Source organism: Kribbella sp. CA-245084 (assembly GCF_050942355.1).
Classification (GTDB): Bacteria; Actinomycetota; Actinomycetes; order Propionibacteriales; family Kribbellaceae; genus Kribbella.
In genome coordinates this window covers 3,289,321-3,306,968 of record NZ_CP192053.1, presented here as the reverse complement: position 1 = coordinate 3,306,968, position 17,648 = coordinate 3,289,321, and the positions used below count along the sequence as shown (strand labels likewise).

At 67.7% G+C, this 17,648-nt stretch carries 15 protein-coding genes; 5 read left to right on the top strand and 10 right to left on the bottom strand.

From position 1 onward, the window contains the following. Position 1 precedes the first annotated feature (1 nt). Positions 2-1,189 (top strand): PLP-dependent aminotransferase family protein, encoded by a 1,188-nt coding sequence (locus ACQPYH_RS15910; RefSeq protein ID WP_432892023.1) that lies wholly within the window; start codon positions 2-4, stop codon positions 1,187-1,189. Here ACQPYH_RS15910 and ACQPYH_RS15905 read toward each other — a convergent pair. After that, positions 1,178-4,030, bottom strand: coding sequence for an FAD-binding and (Fe-S)-binding domain-containing protein (locus tag ACQPYH_RS15905; RefSeq protein ID WP_432892020.1), 2,853 nt, complete (start codon positions 4,028-4,030; stop codon positions 1,178-1,180). The genes ACQPYH_RS15910 and ACQPYH_RS15905 overlap by 12 nt on opposite strands. A gap of 45 nt (positions 4,031-4,075) precedes the next feature. Between ACQPYH_RS15905 and ACQPYH_RS15900 the strand changes: the two genes are divergently transcribed. After that, positions 4,076-4,810, top strand: a complete 735-nt coding sequence (locus tag ACQPYH_RS15900; RefSeq protein WP_432892017.1) for a maleate cis-trans isomerase family protein — start codon at positions 4,076-4,078, stop codon at positions 4,808-4,810. After that, positions 4,807-5,454 carry a GntR family transcriptional regulator gene (locus ACQPYH_RS15895; RefSeq protein WP_432892014.1) on the top strand — a complete coding sequence of 216 codons (648 nt, stop codon included), beginning with the start codon at positions 4,807-4,809 and terminating at the stop codon, positions 5,452-5,454. Before ACQPYH_RS15900 ends, ACQPYH_RS15895 begins: the two co-directional genes overlap by 4 nt. A 48-nt stretch (positions 5,455-5,502) precedes the next feature. Here the strand turns inward: ACQPYH_RS15895 and ACQPYH_RS15890 are convergent, their stop codons facing one another. Continuing rightward, positions 5,503-6,963 (bottom strand): NAD-dependent succinate-semialdehyde dehydrogenase, encoded by a 1,461-nt coding sequence (locus ACQPYH_RS15890; protein WP_432892011.1) that lies wholly within the window; start codon positions 6,961-6,963, stop codon positions 5,503-5,505. A gap of 95 nt (positions 6,964-7,058) precedes the next feature. Between ACQPYH_RS15890 and ACQPYH_RS15885 the strand changes: the two genes are divergently transcribed. Then, positions 7,059-8,312 carry an aspartate aminotransferase family protein gene (locus ACQPYH_RS15885; protein WP_432892008.1) on the top strand — a complete coding sequence of 418 codons (1,254 nt, stop codon included), beginning with the start codon at positions 7,059-7,061 and terminating at the stop codon, positions 8,310-8,312. Positions 8,313-8,472: 160 nt separating this feature from the next. On the opposite strand, the gene ACQPYH_RS15880 is transcribed toward ACQPYH_RS15885, so the two are convergent. Both ACQPYH_RS15880 and ACQPYH_RS15875 read right to left on the bottom strand, forming a co-directional pair. Continuing rightward, complete coding sequence (locus ACQPYH_RS15880; protein WP_432892005.1) at positions 8,473-9,873, bottom strand: MFS transporter; 1,401 nt, start codon at positions 9,871-9,873, stop codon at positions 8,473-8,475. A gap of 147 nt (positions 9,874-10,020) precedes the next feature. Further along, positions 10,021-10,731 (bottom strand): TetR/AcrR family transcriptional regulator, encoded by a 711-nt coding sequence (locus tag ACQPYH_RS15875; RefSeq protein ID WP_432892002.1) that lies wholly within the window; start codon positions 10,729-10,731, stop codon positions 10,021-10,023. A gap of 86 nt (positions 10,732-10,817) precedes the next feature. Between ACQPYH_RS15875 and ACQPYH_RS15870 the strand changes: the two genes are divergently transcribed. Continuing rightward, entirely contained in the window at positions 10,818-12,317 is a 1,500-nt protein-coding gene (locus ACQPYH_RS15870) for an MFS transporter (RefSeq protein WP_432891999.1), read from the top strand. Here the strand turns inward: ACQPYH_RS15870 and ACQPYH_RS15865 are convergent. The 6 genes from ACQPYH_RS15865 to ACQPYH_RS15840 form a co-directional block, all read right to left on the bottom strand. Further along, positions 12,304-13,275 (bottom strand): glycine betaine ABC transporter substrate-binding protein, encoded by a 972-nt coding sequence (locus tag ACQPYH_RS15865; protein WP_432891996.1) that lies wholly within the window; start codon positions 13,273-13,275, stop codon positions 12,304-12,306. The two genes, ACQPYH_RS15870 and ACQPYH_RS15865, sit on opposite strands and share 14 nt — an antisense overlap. Continuing rightward, positions 13,272-14,087, bottom strand: coding sequence for an ABC transporter permease (locus tag ACQPYH_RS15860; RefSeq protein ID WP_432891993.1), 816 nt, complete (start codon positions 14,085-14,087; stop codon positions 13,272-13,274). Before ACQPYH_RS15860 ends, ACQPYH_RS15865 begins: the two co-directional genes overlap by 4 nt. Beyond that, the gene (locus ACQPYH_RS15855) at positions 14,084-15,253 is read right to left on the bottom strand and encodes an ABC transporter ATP-binding protein (protein WP_432891990.1); all 1,170 of its coding nucleotides are present in this window, start codon (positions 15,251-15,253) and stop codon (positions 14,084-14,086) included. The genes ACQPYH_RS15860 and ACQPYH_RS15855 overlap by 4 nt, the downstream gene beginning before the upstream one ends. After that, positions 15,246-15,905 (bottom strand): ABC transporter permease, encoded by a 660-nt coding sequence (locus tag ACQPYH_RS15850; protein WP_432891987.1) that lies wholly within the window; start codon positions 15,903-15,905, stop codon positions 15,246-15,248. The genes ACQPYH_RS15855 and ACQPYH_RS15850 overlap by 8 nt, the downstream gene beginning before the upstream one ends. Positions 15,906-16,002: 97 nt before the next feature. Then, a complete protein-coding gene (gene erpA / locus ACQPYH_RS15845; protein ID WP_184833982.1) occupies positions 16,003-16,359 on the bottom strand; it encodes an iron-sulfur cluster insertion protein ErpA in 357 nt (118 codons plus the stop codon). A gap of 158 nt (positions 16,360-16,517) precedes the next feature. After that, entirely contained in the window at positions 16,518-17,612 is a 1,095-nt protein-coding gene (locus ACQPYH_RS15840; protein WP_432891983.1) for a glycerate kinase family protein, read from the bottom strand. Positions 17,613-17,648: the final 36 nt, after the last annotated feature.

Sequence of the window (17,648 nt, the reverse complement as noted above, 5' to 3'; positions counted from 1 at the left end):
TGTGACAGCACTCCCGTACGCCGCACGCGCCACCGGACTGGTGGGTTCGGTGATCGACTCGAGTACGTCGCTGCTGCACAAGCAGACCCACGACATCGTGCGCTTCGCGATGGGATCACCGGCCGCGGAAGCTGTGCCTGCAAAAGTATTGTCAACAATCGCCGCCGAACAGCTCGCTCGCCCGGACGCGTACGACTACGCAGCCACCGAAGGCGATCCCCCGCTGCACGCGGCCCTGCTCGAGATGCTGCGTGGGACCAGCGACGAGACCACGGCCGACCGGCTCACCATCACTGCCGGCGGGATGCAGGGCCTCGACCTGTTCTGCAAGATCTTCGTCGACCCGGGCGATCTCGTGGTCGTCGAGTCACCGACGTACACGAACGGCAGCGCGACGGCGCTCTCGTATGGCGCTGAACTGCTCGAGGTGCCGGTCGATGACGATGGCATGATTGTCGACGATCTACCACGCCTACTGAACGGGCGGACGCCGAAGGCGATCTACACGATCCCGACGTTCCAGAACCCGTCCGGTGCAACGCTCTCGCTCGAACGACGACACCACTTGCTCGACCTCGCCCGATCGTGGGGCTCGATGGTCATCGACGACGACCCGTACGGTCTGCTCCGATTCGCGGGCGAGCCGCTGCCGACGTTGCATGAGTTGGCAGCGGGCGATCCGCTGGTGTTCGCCGTACGAACGTTCTCGAAGATCGTCGCTCCGGGGCTGCGGGTCGGTTGGGTCGACGCCGATCCCGAGTTGCAGCAGTTGCTCATCAACGCCAAGCAGGCGATGGATACCTGCACCAATCTGCCCGCTCAGCGGCTGCTCGCCGGGTTCCTGGAGGGCGGTCATCTTGAGGATCACCTGGTCACGCAACGAGCGCAGTACAAGCGGCGCAAGGAAGCGATGCACGACGCGCTGACCGAGCACTTCGGCGATATCGCGCGATGGACCGATCCGGAGGGCGGCTTCTTTCTCTGGGTCACGCTGGAGAACGGCGTCAACAGCGAGGAACTGTTCGAGATCGCGCTGGCGGAGGGCGTCGCGTTCATCCCGGGTCCGGCCTTCTCCCCCAGTGGTCGATTCACCGACGCGTTCCGGCTGTGCTTCGCGTCGACGCCGCCGGATCGGATCCACGAAGGCGTCGCCCGGCTACGCCGCGCCGCCGACAAGCTAGTCGGGTAGGGCGTCGGCGAGTAGTTCGGCGAGGTGGCGGGCTCGTCGCGTTGTTCCCTGGGCGATCTGGGTGCGGCAGCTGAAGCCGTCCGCCAGTACGGCGGTTGCTTCGGGCAACGACCGGACCGCGGGCAGCAGGACGCGTTCGCCGACAGCCTTCGAGAGGTCGTAGTGCGAACGTTCGAAGCCGAAGTTGCCGGCCAGACCGCAGCAGCCCGAGTCCGGCACCGTCGCGTCGATGCCGGCCGCGTCCATCAGCGCGCGGTCGGCGTCGAACCCGAGTATGGCGTGCTGGTGGCAATGCGTCTGCACGAGCGCCTCTCCCCCGACCTGGGGCGGCTTCCACCCTGCGTCGACAAGCAGCTCGGACAACGTCCGCGTGTTCGCGGCCGCCGCGCCTACGAGCGGATTGTCAACAATCAGATCAGGTGCATCGTGGCGGAGAGCCGCAGTACAGCTGGGTTCGAGGCCGACGATCGGCGTACCGGCCGTGAGGTGCGGCTCGAGGATGCGCAAGGAACGGTCGAGGACGCGGCGAGCCTTCGACAGCTGGCCGGTCGAGATCCAGGTGAGGCCGCAGCAGACCGGCTTCGCGGGCAGTACGACCTCGAACCCCGCGGCCTCCAGCACGGCCACCGCCGCCCGACCGATCTCCGGCGCGAGGTAGTTGGTGAACGTGTCCGGCCACAGCACAACCTTCTGCCCGCCGGTCGAACTGCCGCGCCGAGCGAACCAGGCCGTGAAGGTCTCGCCGGCAAACGCCGGAACGTCCCGCTCCGCAGCAATCCCGCCAAGCCGCTTCGTCAACTGCAACCCGGCGAACCGGTTCGCGATCCCCGGCGCCCGCGACGCGAGCCGCGACCACAGCGGCAGCCACCCCATCGACCAGTGCGACATCGGACGCTTCCACGGCCGCCGCTCGTAGAAGTGCTGAGTGAACTCGGCCTTGTACGTCGCCATGTCCACATTCACCGGACAATCCGACAGACACCCCTTGCAGGACAAGCACAAATCGAGCCCGTCGCGTACTTCGGTCGACCGCCAACCGTCCTTGATCACGTCCCCCTGCAGCATCTCCCACAGCAGATGCGCCCGCCCGCGCGTCGAATGCAACTCGTCCCGCGTGACCTGATAACTCGGGCACATCACGCCGCCCGAACTCTGCCGGCACTTCCCGATCCCCACGCACCGCCGCTGCGCCTGCGCGAAATCGTGCCCGTCGTCCGGGTAGTCGAACAGCGTCGCCACGTGCCGATCCTTCGCCGGACCGTCGTGCCGGATCGCGAGATCGAGCCGCGGCGGGTCGACAATCATCCCCGGATTCATCACGCCGCGCGGATCCCAGATCTTCTTCAGTTCACCGAACAGCGCGACGCCGTCGGCGCCGTACATCCGGCTGAGCAACTCACCACGCGCACGCCCGTCGCCGTGCTCGCCGGACACTGAACCGCCGAGCTCGACGACCAGGTCGGTCGCCTGCTCGACGAAGTCGCGGTACGTCGCGATGCCGCGCGTACTGAGCAGGTCGAAGTCGATCCGCATGTGCATGCAGCCCTCGCCGAAGTGCCCGTACGACGCACCGGACAGCCCATGCCGTCCGAGTATTTCGTCGAGTCCGCGAAGGTATGCGCCCAACCGCTCCGGCGGCACTGCGGCGTCCTCCCAACCGCCCCACGCCTCGGCACCGTCCGCGCGCCGCGTCGCAAGACCAGCCGCGTCCGTACGGCAGCGCCAGAGCACGGCTTGTGCTTTCGGATCGCTGACGAGGGATGCAGTGGCGGGTGATCCGCCGTCGCGCAGGTCGTCGAGCATCGTGCGAGCAGCTTGTGCGGCGGCGGTCTCGTCCTCACCGCCGATCTCGACGAGTAGCCAGGCGTTGCCGGCTGGCAATCCGGCGTGGATCGCGGCATCGCGGACCTCGGCCGGGAGCCGTTCGACCAGGTCGCTGTTGATGGACTCCATCGTGAGCGGGCTGTGGCGCAGTACGACGGGCACGCAGTCCGCCGAGGCGATCGAGTCGGGAAACCCCAGCACACAAAGGACCTTTGCCTTAGGCAACTCAGTCAGTCGCACGGTCGCACGCAGCGTCGCCGCCAACCCACCTTCACTACCTGAGAGCAGACCAGCAACGTTGTAGCCGTACTCCGGGAGCAGCCGATGCAACGCATATCCCGAGATCTGCCGCGTGAACTGCCCGAACCGACGCCGGATCAACAACTCATGCCGATCGACAAATGCCTGAAGAGCCCGATGCAGCTCACCCTCCCGCCCAGCCCGAGCAGCCGAGGCGGCGCGATCCGCGGCGGAGGCGACAGTCAGGTGGGTGCCGTCGGCAAGGATCAGATCGAGGGATAGGAGGTTGTCGGCGGTCGTACCCCAGGCGACTGAGTGGGCGCCGCAGGCGTTGTTGGCGATCATGCCGCCGAGGGTGGCGCGGCTGCCGGAGGAAGGGTCGGCGCCGAAGGCCAGGCCGTGCGGCTTTGCGGCGGCCAGCAGATCGGTGAGTACGACGCCTGGCTCGACGACCGCGGTCCGGCTCGTGGGATCGATGTCGACGATGCGGTTCACGTGCCTCGACGCGTCGATCACCACGCCGCCGATCGCGTTGCCGGCCATCGACGTACCGCCGCCTCGGACGACGACCGGCGCGCCGGCTGCTGCCGTCAGCGTGACGGCTGCCGCGAGCTCATCGGCATCGGCCGGTACGACGACCAGGTCCGGGACTGCGCGGTAGTTCGACCCGTCCGCTGCGTACAGCGCCCGCGTGCGCCGGTCGTCCGCGACCACCCCGCGGACCTCCCGTCGCAAGCCGTCCAGCAACCGCGTGACGTCGTACTCAGGGTTTAGCATTGTCAACAATCTACTCATTTCGTCGCGCGGCAGCCAGGAGGTCGGATGGTCACGGTAGGCCTGCTCTATCCCGGACACAGCGCTGAGGACGACTACCCAGCGCTCGAGGCCAGGCTCGACGGGTCGGTGAAACTGCCGGTGGTCATCACCTCAGTCGGGGAGGACGCGCATCGGGTCGACGCGCTGCTCGACCTCGGCCGGGCCGAGCGGCTCGCCGAGGGCGCCTCCGAGCTCGCATCCGCCCAGCCCGACGCGGTGATGTGGGCCTGTACGTCGGGCAGCTTCGTGTTCGGGCCGGAGGGCGCACGCAACCAGGCGTCGGGCGTGGCGCAGGCGCTCGGCGTACCCGCGTCGTCGACCTCGATCGCATTCGTCGACGCGTGCCGCAGGCTTGGGATCCAGCGGGTCGCCATAGCAGCGTCGTACCCGGAGGATGTCGCGCAGCACTTCGTCCGATTCCTGACCGGTGGCGGTGTCGAGGTGGTGTCGATGGGCAGCCACGGCATCATCACCGCCGCAGAGGTCGGGACGCTCCGGCCGGAGCAGGTCGTGGAGATGGTGAAGGCTGCCGACCACCCGGACGCCGAGGCGATCCTGGTGCCGGATACAGCGATGCACACGCTGGAGATTGTCGACGATCTGGAGGCCGCGGTCGGCAAGCCCGTGCTGACGGCGAACCAGGTGACGGTCTGGAAGGGGCTCGAATTGGTCGGCCCGGTACCGTATCTGCCACATTTGGGGACTCTGTTCAGCAGGAACACAAGGGGGACGTTGGAGTGAGCAGTTACATCGAGCCGCTGGCGCAGGAGTCGACGCCGAGCATCATCGCCGACAAGCTCCGGATGGCCATCGGCCACGGCGAGCTCAAGCCCGGCGCGCAGCTGGGCGAGGCCGACCTGGCCCGCAAGCTCGGCGTCAGCCGCGGACCGCTCCGCGAAGGCATGCAGCGGCTGACCCAGGAGGGGCTGCTGGTCTCGATCCGCAACCGCGGCCTGTTCGTCGTCGACATGACGCCCGACGACGTCCGCGACATGTACCTGGCCCGTGAGGCGATCGAGCGCGCCGCGGCCCGCAAGATCCTCATGGGCGACACCGAAGGCCCCGGCACGGTCCTGCTCGAGATCGTCGACAAGATGTCCGTCGCCGAGGGTGATCCGGCCGCGGTCGGCGAGCTCGACATCCTGTTCCACGAGCAACTCGTGCGGCTGGCCGGCAGCCCTCGGTTGTCGCGGATGCACCAGACGTTCCTCACCGAGACCCGGATGTGCATCCACGCACTGGAGGAGACCTACTCCGCCGCCGACGTCCGCGTCCGCGAGCACTACGCACTCGCCGAGGCGATCCGCGTCGGCCACGCCGACTTCGCCGACAAACTGCTCATCGCACACATGGACGACGCAATCGCCCGCCTCATCAACCGCTAACCCCGCACAGCCCCAGCCGGGGACTCGGCTGCTGGGTGAGCTGCCGGCTCAGCTGTTGACTGCGATCCCGATGTACTTCGTCTCCAGGAACTCGTCGATCCCGACGGCACCGCCCTCACGGCCGAGCCCGGACTGCTTGACCCCGCCGAACGGCGCCGCCGGGTTCGACACCACGCCCTGGTTCAGCCCGACCATCCCCGTCTCGATCGACTCCGCCACGCGCAGCGCACGCCGGAGGTCGTTCGTGAACACGTAAGCGACCAGCCCGTACTCCGTGTCGTTGGCCGCACGCACAACCTCGTCCTCGGTGCTGAACGCAGTCAACGGCGCAACCGGCCCGAAGATCTCCTGATCCGCCATCGCGGCCTCCCGCGGTACGCCGGTCAGCACCGTCGGCGGATAGAAGTATCCGTTGCCCGCAGCAACCTCTCCCCCGGTCAGTACGGTCGCCCCGCGCTCGACCGCGTCCGCGACCAGCGACCGCACCTTCTCCAGCCCGGCCTCGTCGATCAGCGGCCCGACCTGCACGTCCGGCTCGGTCCCGCGCCCGACCGTCAGCGCACCCATCCGCTCCGCAAGCTGCCGGCCGAACTCGTCGATCACCGAATTGTGAACAAAAATACGATTCGCCGCGGTACACGCCTCGCCCATGTTCCGCATCTTCGCCGCGATCGCACCCGTCACCGCCTCGTCCAGGTCGGCGTCCTCGAACACGATGAACGGCGCATTGCCGCCAAGCTCGAGCGAGGTCCGCAGTACCTTCTCCGCACACTGTTCGAGCAGGACCCGGCCGACCCGGGTCGAGCCGGTGAAGGACAGCTTGCGCGCCAGGCCGGATCGAATCAGCGGCTCCATCACGCCGCCCGCGTCCATTGCAGTCACGCAGTTGACCGCGCCCGCCGGTACGCCGGCCTCGGCCAGGATCCCCATCAACGCGAGCATCGACAGCGGGGTCTGGTGGGCGGGCTTGATGACGCTCGTGCAGCCCGCCGCGATCGCGGGGCCGAGCTTGCGCGTTCCCATCGCCATCGGGAAGTTCCATGGGGTGATCAGCAGGCACGGACCGACCGGCTGCTTCGCGATCAGGAAGCGAGCATTGCCGGCCGGCGCGGTCTGGTACCCACCGTCGATCCGTACCGCCTCGCCGGCGAAGTGCCGGAAGAACTCGGCCGCGTACGCGATCTCACCGCGTGCCTCAGGCAGCGGTTTCCCCATCTCCAGCGTCATCAGCAGCGCCAACTCGTCGGCCCGCTCCATCAGCAGTTCGTACGCCGCAGTCAGCATGTCGGCCCGTTCACGAGGCGACGTCCGGGCGAAGTCCGCCTGTGCGGCGACCGCTGCCTCGAGCGCGGCGCGTCCGTCGGCCGGAGACGCATCCGCCACCGCACACAGCACCTCGCCGGTGGACGGATCGACGACATCGAACGTCGCTCCGCGGGTCGCCTCGATCCAATTCCCGCCGATGAACAGCCGCTTCTCGACCGCCTCGACCACCTGGGACTCGTCCATCTGCACCCCTTCACCGGCGTGAACCACTGAGATACGCTGATTGTCGACAATCTACCATTCTGTTTGTCAACGATCCGACACGTGAGGGGAAGTCCGTGGCCGAGCTCTCGCAGATCCTGAAGCAGGCGACCGGCGTCGTCGCCGCCCGCGGTATGGGCGTGCAACTGTTCGACGAGGACGATCGCAGGTACCTGGATTTCACTGCCGGCATCGGCGTCACCTCGACCGGGCACTGCCACCCACGCGTCGTTGCAGCGGCTCAGGAGCAGGTCGGCAAGATCATCCACGCGCAGTACACGACTGTCATGCACCGGCCGCTGCTCACGCTCGTCGACCGGCTCGGCGAGGTACTCCCCCGCCACCTCGACCGGATGTTCTTCGCGAACTCCGGCAGCGAGGCGATCGAGGCGGCGCTCCGACTCACCCGCCAGGCGACCGGTCGGCCGAACGTGATCGTGTTCCACGGCGGATTCCACGGTCGCACCGTGGCCGCGGCCTCGATGACGACGTCCGGGACCAAGTTCCGCTCCGGGTTCAGCCCGCTGATGGCCGGCGTACACGTGTCTCCGTTCCCGGATCCGGGCCACTTCGGCTGGCCGGTCGAGCAGGCGACGGACTTCGCGCTCAGCCAGCTCGACTACGTGCTGCAGACGTTGAGCACGCCGGCCGATACCGCGGCGTTTTTTGTCGAGCCGGTGCTTGGCGAAGGCGGGTATGTGCCGGCCAGCGAGCGGTTCTTCGCCGGGCTGCGAGAGCGCGCCGACGCGCACGGGATCTTGCTGGTGGTCGACGAGGTGCAGACCGGCTTCGGGCGGACGGGGAAGTTTTGGGGTGGAGATCACTTCGGCTCACATCCGGATGTGCTCGTCACTGCGAAGGGGCTGGCCTCCGGCTTCCCGCTGTCCGCGATTGCGGCGTCGTCCGAGCTGATGGAGAAGGCGTGGCCGGGTTCGCAGGGCGGCACGTACGGTGCGAACGCTGTTGCCTGCGCCGCTGCACTCGCGACGCTCGACGTGATCGAGGACGAAGGGCTGGTGCAGAACTCGGCCGACCGCGGGGCGCAGCTCAAGCAGGCGCTGCAGTTGGTGGCCGACAAGCACGAGCGGATCACCGACGTTCGCGGGCTCGGTCTGATGATCGGCAACGAGTTCCGGGACGCGGACGGCAAGCCCGACCCGGTGACGGCGGCCGCGGTGCAGCAGGAGGCGGCAAGGAGGGGTCTCCTGCTGCTCACCTGCGGCGCCTGGGGCCAGGTCGTCCGCTTCATCCCGGCCCTCGTCGTCTCCCCCGAGGAAACCGACGAAGCCGCATCCCTCTGGTCCGACGCCGTCTCCGCCGTCCTCAACTGACGCGAACCTCACCCGCCGAACCGAGCCGCCCCGCCGGCGGCCGTCGGCGACGGGCGTGCGTGGGTGCGTGGGAGTGGGCGATGGCGGGGCCCAGCCCGGCGGGTTGGTCTGGGCCGGGCTGGGTCTGGGGCACGCGGAGGGGGCGGGGCTGGCCGAGGGGTTAGGCCTTGGCGGGGGTTGGGTTTAGGGCTACGGGGGGTGGGGCGGCTTGGGTGCCGGGGATTTCGGTGCCGTTGATGGGGCAGCGGGAGGTTTCGGGGACTCGGGCTAGGGCGATTGCGCCAACCACGCAGGCGGCCATCATGTAGTACGCCGGGACCAGCGAGTCGCCGAGCTTCTGGGTGAGCCAGTCGTTGACCGCAGGTGCCGTGCCGCCGAACAGCGAGGTCGACACGTTGTATGCGATCGCGAAGCCGGCGTACCGGACGTGGGTCGGGAACATCGCCGGGAAGGTCGCGGAGATCGTCGCCAGCTGCGGCACGTAGAGGAGCCCCAGTACGGCGAAACCGATGATCGCGCCGGCCAGGTTGGTCCCCATCAGCAGGAACATCGGCACGCCGAAGACGAACAGTCCGGCCAGCGACGCCCACCAGAGCGGCTTGCGGCCGACCCGATCCGACATGCGGCCGGCGAACGGCACGAACACCATCATCATCAGCATGCCGATGATCGGCACGATCAGCGACTGGTCCGAGCTCAGGCCGATCTCCTTCTCCAGGTACGTCGGCATGTAGGTCAGCAACGTGTAGTTGACGACGTTCAGCGCGATGACCATGCCGCCGAGGCGCAGGATCGGAGCCCAGTAGCCGGCCAGCAGGTCCTTGAACTGGTGGGCGGTCTGCTCTTCCTTCTGCCCCTTCGCCTCGAGTTCGCGGAAGACGGGGGTGTCCTCGAGCCGCGACCGGAGGTAGACGCCGACCAGGCCGAGCGGCGCGGCGACGAGGAACGGCAGTCGCCAGCCCCACGCATGCATCGCGTCGTCGCCGAGCACCAGCGAGAAGAACAGCATCAGCAGCGCACCGGCGGAGAAGCCGGCCAGCGTGCCGAACTCCAGGAAGCTGCCGAGGAACCCGCGCTTGCGGCTCGGCGCGTACTCGGCCATGAAGGTCGCGGCACCGCCGTACTCGCCGCCGGTCGAGAAGCCCTGGATCATCCGGAGTACGACGAGCAGCGCCGGCGCCCAGTAGCCGATCGTGTGGAACGACGGGACGAGGCCCGCACACAGGGTCGCGCCGGACATCATCAGGATCGTGATCGCCAGCACGTGCTTGCGGCCGAGCCGGTCGCCGAGCGGTCCCCAGACCAGACCGCCGAGCGGGCGGACCAGGAACGAGACGGCGAACGTCATCAGAGCGAGCAGCGTCGCGCTCTCGGTGTCGCCCGGGAAGATCGCCGCCGAGATGTACGTGACGCCGTAGGCGTAGATGCCGTAGTCGAACCATTCGGTCGCGTTGCCGATCGCCGAGGCAGCGATCGCCTTCCTGAGTACGGCGGGCGACTGCTCCTTCTCGACAGTTCGGGGCGGCTGGGCGCCCTTCGAGGGCTGTGTCTCGGCGTCCACGGGGTCTCCTCCTGTCGTCTTACGGCCTCACCCCGTGTGCCCACCTCACGTTATTCGACACGCCTCACGGGCAAGATCGTAGTTTTGTTGACAATCCGAAGGTTAACCATGTGCATTCGTGAACCACAAGCGGTGACTCGCAGTTGATCAGTTCTTCTCGGCGAGTGACGCCAGACCGGCAACGATGACCGCGATGCCGAATTCGAACCGCTCGTCACCAGCGGCGCCGGACGTCAGCGCGCCCGACAGCGCCAAGGTCAGCGGGAAGCGGTCGGCCGGCAGCGACTCGAAGTATGACCTGAGCCCGCTGACGAATCGCTCGACATCCTCGGGCGTCCAGTCCGTCGCGCTCTGCACCGTCTCCTCGAACGCGACCGCCGTCACGTAGAGCGGAATCAGGTCGACCGCCCAGGCCGCCGCCTGGTCCGGGAGGTTGCCCGCCTTCAACAACGTCAGCATCCGCTCGGTGCTCATCAACGCCCGCTCCCCCAGCGGTACGGCGCCGATCGCGGCCCGAGCCACGCCCGGATTGGCCCGCATCGCGCGCAGCATCTCGCGCATCATCGCCTTGAGCTGCTCCTGCCAGCGGGCCGGATCCACCGGCTCGTCGAACCTCATCTGCGCGGCGGCGCGCTCGACCAGGAGCTGATCCAGCTCGCGCTTGTTCGCGACATGCGCGTAGAGCGACGCCGGTCCGGTGCCGAGCGCCTGGGCGACCTTCCGCATCGAGACCGCGTCGTACCCCGACTCCACGAGCACCCGCATCGCGGCGTCGACGATCCGCTCCCGGTTGAGCGGCTCCTTCGGCGTCCGGGTGGGCTTCGCGGGGGTGATCGGCTGCCACGGGGGTTGGGTCATACGAACACTGTACTTGACGCGAACACCGTTCGGTAGTAGAACAGTGTTCGTCAACGAACACCGTTCGAAATCCTGAGGGGCCCACGATGAGCACCACGACAGTTGTAGACAATCCGCCTGACGCCACAGCCACCACAGACGGCACACACGGCACAGGCGGCACAGCCACAGCCGCCACCACCTCGAGTACGCCGTACCGCTGGCGCTGGATCGTGCTCGCGACGATCCTGATCGCCGAGATCATGGACCTGGTCGACGCGACGATCGTCAACATCGCCGCCCCCTCGATCCGCGCCGACCTCGGCGGCTCCGAGTCCGCCATGCAGTGGATGTTGGCCGGCTACACGCTCGCCTTCGCCATCGGGCTGATCACCTTCGGCCGGCTCGGCGACCTGGTCGGCCGCCGGCGGATGTTCGTGATCGGCGCCCTCGGGTTCACCGTCGCTTCCGCGGTCTGCGGATTCGCAACCAGCCCCGAGCTGTTGATCGGCAGCCGGGTCGCGCAGGGTCTGCTCGGCGCGGTGATGATCCCGCAGGGCTTCGCGATCCTGAAGTCGATCTTCCCGTCCGACGAGCTCGGCAAGGCGTTCGCGATGTTCGGTCCGGTGATGGGATTGTCGGCAGTCGCCGGCCCGATCATCGCCGGTGTGCTCATCGACGCGAACTGGTTCGACGCCGGCTGGCGGACCATCTTCTTCATCAACGTGCCGATCGGTATCGCAGCCCTCGTCGGCGCGCTGAAGTTCATGCCCGAGGTGAAGACGCCCGGCGCCTCCCGCCTCGACATCGCCGGAGTCCTGCTGGTCAGCCTCGCCTCAGGTCTGCTGATCTACCCGCTCGTCCAGGGACGCGAGCTCGGCTGGCCATTGTGGACAATCCTAATGTTGGCCAGTTCGATTGTCGTCTTTGCGCTGTTCGGCTGGCGCGAGCGCCGATCCGGCAACCCGGTCATCGACCCGTCGCTGTTCCGCAACCGCGGGTACGTCGCCGGCCTCGGCGTGATCACCACGTTCTTCCTCGCGATGAACGGCTTCATGCTCGTGTTCAACCTGTTCACCCAGCTCGGACTGCACTACAGCCCGCTGAAGGCAGGCCTCGCGATGGTGCCGTTCTCGCTCGGCATCGCGATCGGCGCCCCGCTGTCCGGCGGCCTGCTCGCCCCGAAGCTCGGCCGCAAGGCGCTGCAGCTCGGCGTCGCGGTGATGACCGTGGCGATGGCCGGCGTCTGGTTCACGCTCCACACCTACGGCGATGCGACAACGATCTGGAATCTGGTACCGGCGACGCTCGCCACCGGGATCGGCGCCGGCCTGGTGTTCGCTCCGCTGTTCGACATCATCCTGGCCTCGATCGACGACCAGGCCGCCGGTTCGGCGTCCGGCGTACTGACCGCCATGCAGCAGTACGGCGGGGCAATCGGCGTCGCCGTGATCGGCACCGTGTTCTTCCAACTGCTCCCGGAGCACGCCTTCCTCGGCGCCACCAAGACATCCGTCCTGGTCGCGATCGGCCTGTTCCTGGTCAGCCTCGCCGTCACCTTCCTACTCCCGAAGCGGGCGCGCGAAGGAGAGGTCAGTCACGGCTGACAAAACCCTCCTTCACCAACCAATCCATGGCGACGTCGGCGGGCTCACGTCCGTCGACGTCGACCTGTGCGTTGAGGTCGATCAGCACTGGGTCGGTCAGCTTGTCCGACACCGGCTGCAGCAGGTCCCGCAGCTGCGGGTACTCGTCCAGAACCTTCTGACTGATCACCGGCGCCACGTTGTACGCCGGGAAGTACTTCTTGTCGTCCTGCAACACCACCAGATCGAGCGACTTGATCCGCCCATCAGTCGTGTAGATCTCGCCGAACAAGCAGTCCCCATGACTCGTCGCGGCGTAGACAGCGCCCGTGTCCAGCGTCCGCACGTTGTTCCGCGGCACGGCCGAGCCCAACGGAACCCCGTAATGCTTGAGCATCGGCTCGAACCCGTCGTTCCGATTCGCGAACTCGGACTCGACACAGAACGTCCGCTCCTTCACCGGCAGCGAACCGATCTGGGACAGCCTGGTCAGATGCAGCCGCTCGGACTCCTTGCGGGTCACCGCGAAACCGTAGCTGTTGTTCATCGGCGCCGGCTTCAGCCAGATCAGCCCGTACTTCTCCGCATCCTCCTTGCGCACTGCGTCGTACTGCTTCTGCTTGTCGGGGATGCCGGTGTCGTGACCGAGGTACGAGATCCACGCGGTACCGGTGTACTCCCAGGCCATCTGGATCTGGCCGCCGATCATCGCCTGCCGGGACGTGTCGCTGCCCGGCATGTTGGTCAGGTCCTGCACATGCGCGCCCGCCGACTGCATCAAGATCGCCGCGATCTTGCCCAGGATCAGCTGCTCCTGGAAGTTCTTCGACCCGATCGCGATCGTCAGCCCGTCCAGACTCTTCACCGACCGCAGCTGACCTTGCAGCGCACCGGTCGGCACGAAACCTCCGCTGGTGCCGAGCCCGCAGCCGGACAAAACCAGAAGCAAGGCGGACACAGCCGCAACAAGCCGCTTCATCCGAGCCCCCTCGGCCGAGTGACCTCTTCGAGCACTCGGCCCGCCCAGTCGATCAGCAACGCCAACGCAGCAACGAGTACGGCGCCGCTGATCAGCACCGGATACCTGAGCAGCCGGATGCCGGTCGTGATCAGACTCCCCAATCCCCCGGCGTCGATGAACGTCGCGAGAGTTGCAGTGCCGACAACCAGGACCAGCGCCGTACGGATGCCGGCCATGATGACCGGTACGGCGAGCGGCAGCTCGATCCGGCCGAGCACGGCGACGGTCGACATCCCCATCCCCCGACCGGCCTCGACCAGCGTCGCGTCGACACCTTGCAGGCCGACGATCGTGTTCCGCAGTACCGGCAGAATCGCGTACAGGCACAGCGCGAGGATCGCGGTCCAGAAACCGAAACCGAGCCAGATCGCCAGCAGCACGATCAGCCCGATCACCGGCGCCGCCTGACCGGCGTTCGCCACAGCGACGACCAGCGGTGCCAAGCGGCGAGACCGAGGCCGGGTCAGCGCGATGCCGAGCGGTACGGCGATCAGCAGCACGATGATCGTGGCGACAGCCGTGAGCTCGAGGTGTTCGAGCGTCAACTGGCCGACCAGCTTCCAGTCGAGCTGTCGTTGCTCGATCGAATCGAGCTCGGCCCGCGACCGCCAGATCGCCCATACCCCGACCACGATCGCGACGAACAACGGCTGCCCGATCAGCAGCCCCCACGACGGGCGACGGGCCCGAGTAGCCGCGAGGCCCGCGGCCGCAGCCTTCGCATCAGCCAGGTTTTCCTGGGGCGGCGGATGCTCTTCGGTCACTGTCACCGCGCGACCTCCTCCGGCTCCGCGGAACCGTTGCCGTCCTGGATCCGGGCCAGCACCGTCTGGAAGTCGACGACGCCCAGGTACTCGTCCCGGCGGCCGGTGACGACCGCGCTGCCGTGGCTCGACATCAACATCGTGTCGAGCGCGTCGTTGAGCGTCGCGCGCCGGTCGATGGTGACCATGTCGGTGTCCTCGTGCGGCGCCGGCACCCGGTCGACGTCGGACAGGTCGGTCGTCCACATCCAGTCCACCGGCCGTCGCCGTCGATCGAGTACGACGACCGACTCGTCGCCCGCCTCCGTGGCCGCCCGCAGTACGTCGGGCGCCAGGTCGCCGATCTCCGCGACCGTCGGCTGACCCAACTCGATCTCGCTGACCCGGCTCAACGTGAGCTGCTTGAGTGCCGCGCCCGCGCCGACGAAGTCCGCGACGAACCGGTCGGCCGGGTTCGCGAGGATCGCTTCGGGGGTGTCGTACTGCGCGATCTTCGCGCCCTCGGTGAGGATCAGGATCCGGTCGCCGAGCTTCACGGCCTCGTCGAAGTCGTGCGTCACGCAGACGATCGTCTTCCGCAACTCCTCCTGGATGCTGAGCAGTTCGTCCTGCAACCGCTGCCGGGTGATCGGGTCGACCGCGCCGAACGGCTCGTCCATCAGGATCACCGGCGGGTCGGCCGCGAGCCCGCGGGCCACACCGACGCGTTGCTGCTGACCGCCGGACAACTCGCGCGGGTAGCGGTTGCGGTACCGGTCGGGGTCGAGGCCGACGAGCTCGAGCAGCTCGCCGACGCGTTCCGCCGTACGGGCTCTGTCCCAGCCGAGCAGGCCCGGGACCAGCGCGATGTTCTGGGTGACGGTCATGTGTGGGAACAGGCTGCCGCCCTGGATCACGTACCCGATCCGGCGGCGCAGATCGTCGTCGTCCTGCTTGCCGATGTCCTCGCCGCCGATCCGGATGCTGCCGGAGGTCGGCTCGATCAGCCGGTTGATCATCTTCAGCGAGGTGGTCTTGCCGCAGCCGGACGGGCCGACGAACATCACGATCTCGCCGGCCGGGATGTGCAGGGACAGGCCCTCGACGGCGGGTTTGCGCTGGCCCGGGTACCGCTTCACGACGTCGGTCAGCTCGATGTCGACGCCGCTGATGGCAGGTTCGGTTTCAGGCACGGATACCCCTCGAGGTGGTCAGGCGGCCGACGAGCAGCAGCATGGCGTCCAGGATCAGAGCGAGCAGGACAACGCCGATCGTGCCGACCAGCGCGGAGTTCAGAGCGTTCTTGCCACCGATCTGGGTCAGCCCGGTGAAGATGAAGCTGCCCAGGCCGGGACCGAGCACGTACGCCGCGATGGCCGCGATACCCATCGACATCTGGGCCGAGACCCGGACGCCGGCCAGGATCACCGGCCAGGCCAGCGGCAGCTCGATCCGCAGCAGCGTCCGGATCGCACCCATGCCCATCCCGCGCGCCGATTCGATCAGCGTCGCGTCGACGCCGGACAGCCCGACGACGGCGTTCCGCAGGATCGGCAGGCAGGCGTAGAAGGTGACCGCGATCACGGAGGTGGCGGTGCCGATGCCGGCCAGCGGGATCATCAGGCCGAGCAGCGCGAACGACGGGATGGTCAGGCCGACCGCGCTGATCGCGCCGGCCAGCGACGCGATCCGTGGATTGCGATGCACGACGACTGCCAGGCCGACCGCGATCACGGTGGCCAGCAGTACGCATTGGATGACCAGGCTCAGGTGCTGGTAGCTCTGGTAGAGCAGTTGTGAATGACGCTCAGTTATGTAGTCCCACACGCGGTAGCCAGTGCCCAACAAGCGTTGGTTTCACACGGTGGTACATGTCATACCGAAGTCCGGACATGCCGAAGCCCCTGGCCGCCGCTCGGCGTCCAGGGGCTTCAGGGGTAGATCAGTTGAACGAGTCGCCGCAGGCGCAGGAGCCGGTCGCGTTCGGGTTGTCGATCGTGAAGCCCTGCTTCTCGATCGTGTCCACGAAGTCGATCGACGCACCCTTGAGGTACGGCGCGCTCATCCGGTCGGTGACAACGCTCACGCCATCGAAGTCGGCCACCACGTCACCGTCGAGCTGACGCTCGTCGAAGAACAGCTGGTACCGCAGCCCGGAGCACCCGCCCGGCTGCACGGCGACCCGCAGCGCGAGGTCGTCGCGGCCTTCCTGGTCGAGCAGCGCCTTCACCTTGGCGGCGGCCCCGTCGGTGAGGAGAACACCAGTGGCGACGGCCTGCTCGGTCTGCGCTTCAGTCATCCCTGACTCCAGTCATCTGCTCAAGTGCCGACACACAGCTCGTCAGCACGGAAGTCTCTTGTCAACACGCACCAACACCGGCCGGTCCGCGCTCATTCCCATGGTCGCACACCAATTTCACGGATCAACTACCACATCATCGAATGGTCAATCCCTGATCAGCGCGCCCAGGTCCGGGCGACACGCTCCGCGACCGTCGCGAGCGAGCCGTGCGGGTCTGCGAAAGCCTGCTCCTCGCCGACCACGTCGACCAGCGCGTACGCCGATTCGACACCCATCGTACGCATCTCCCGCGACCCGATCAGCACCTTCCCGGCGAGTACGACGCAGGGCCGCATCGCGTCGTTCGCGACCTTCGCGACGCCGGCGATCACCTTCCCGTCCCGGGACTGGAAGTCGAACGCGCCCTCGCCACTCAGCACCAGGTCGACCCGCGCGGCCTTCTGCTTCAGCCCCGTGAGCTCTGCCACCAGGTCGATCCCGGACACACGCTCGGCGCCGAGCAGCAGCAACGCATACCCGAGCCCGCCCGCGGCGCCCGCGCCCTTCTTGTCAGCCGTCTTCCGATCGGCGAGCTCCGCGAAGTGCGTCAGCCACCCATCGACCGCCGGCTTCCGCTCGTCCGCAAGACCCTTCTGCGAGCCGAAGATGTTGGTCGCGCCCCGCAGCCCAAGCATCGGATTCTCGACGTCACTGGCCGCGACGAACTCGACGCCCGCAACACGGTCACGCGCCGGCTGGAGGTCAACTTCGGTCAGCTCAGCAAGGCCGCTAGCTCCACCGTCCAAGTGACCTGACTCACCCGTCGCTCCCAGAGCAGCGAGCATGCCGGCGCCGGCATCGTTCGTCCCCGAGCCGCCAAGGCCGAGGATGATCCGCTTCGCTCCGGCGTCGACCGCTGCTGCGATCAGTTGCCCGACGCCGTACGTCGTCGCGTCCTCAGGCCGACGGTCCTTCGGCTCCACGAGATGCAGGCCGCACGCCTGCGCGGTCTCGACGTACGCCGTCTCGCCTGCCATCAGCACCGTCGCCGGGGTCTCGTCGCCGAGCGGGCCACGGACCGTGACCGAGAGCAGGGTCCCGTCGACGACCGCGGACAGTACGTCGATGAAGCCAGGCCCGCCGTCGGCCATGGGCGCAACCAGCACCTCAGCCTCGGGGTCGCGCCGCCGCCAGCCTTCCTCGATGGCCGCAGCCGCCTCCACGGCCGTCAACGTCCCCGCGAACTTGTCCGGCGCAATCAGAATCCGCATGCCCACATCCTCTCCCACCCGCAGCGCCACCCTCCG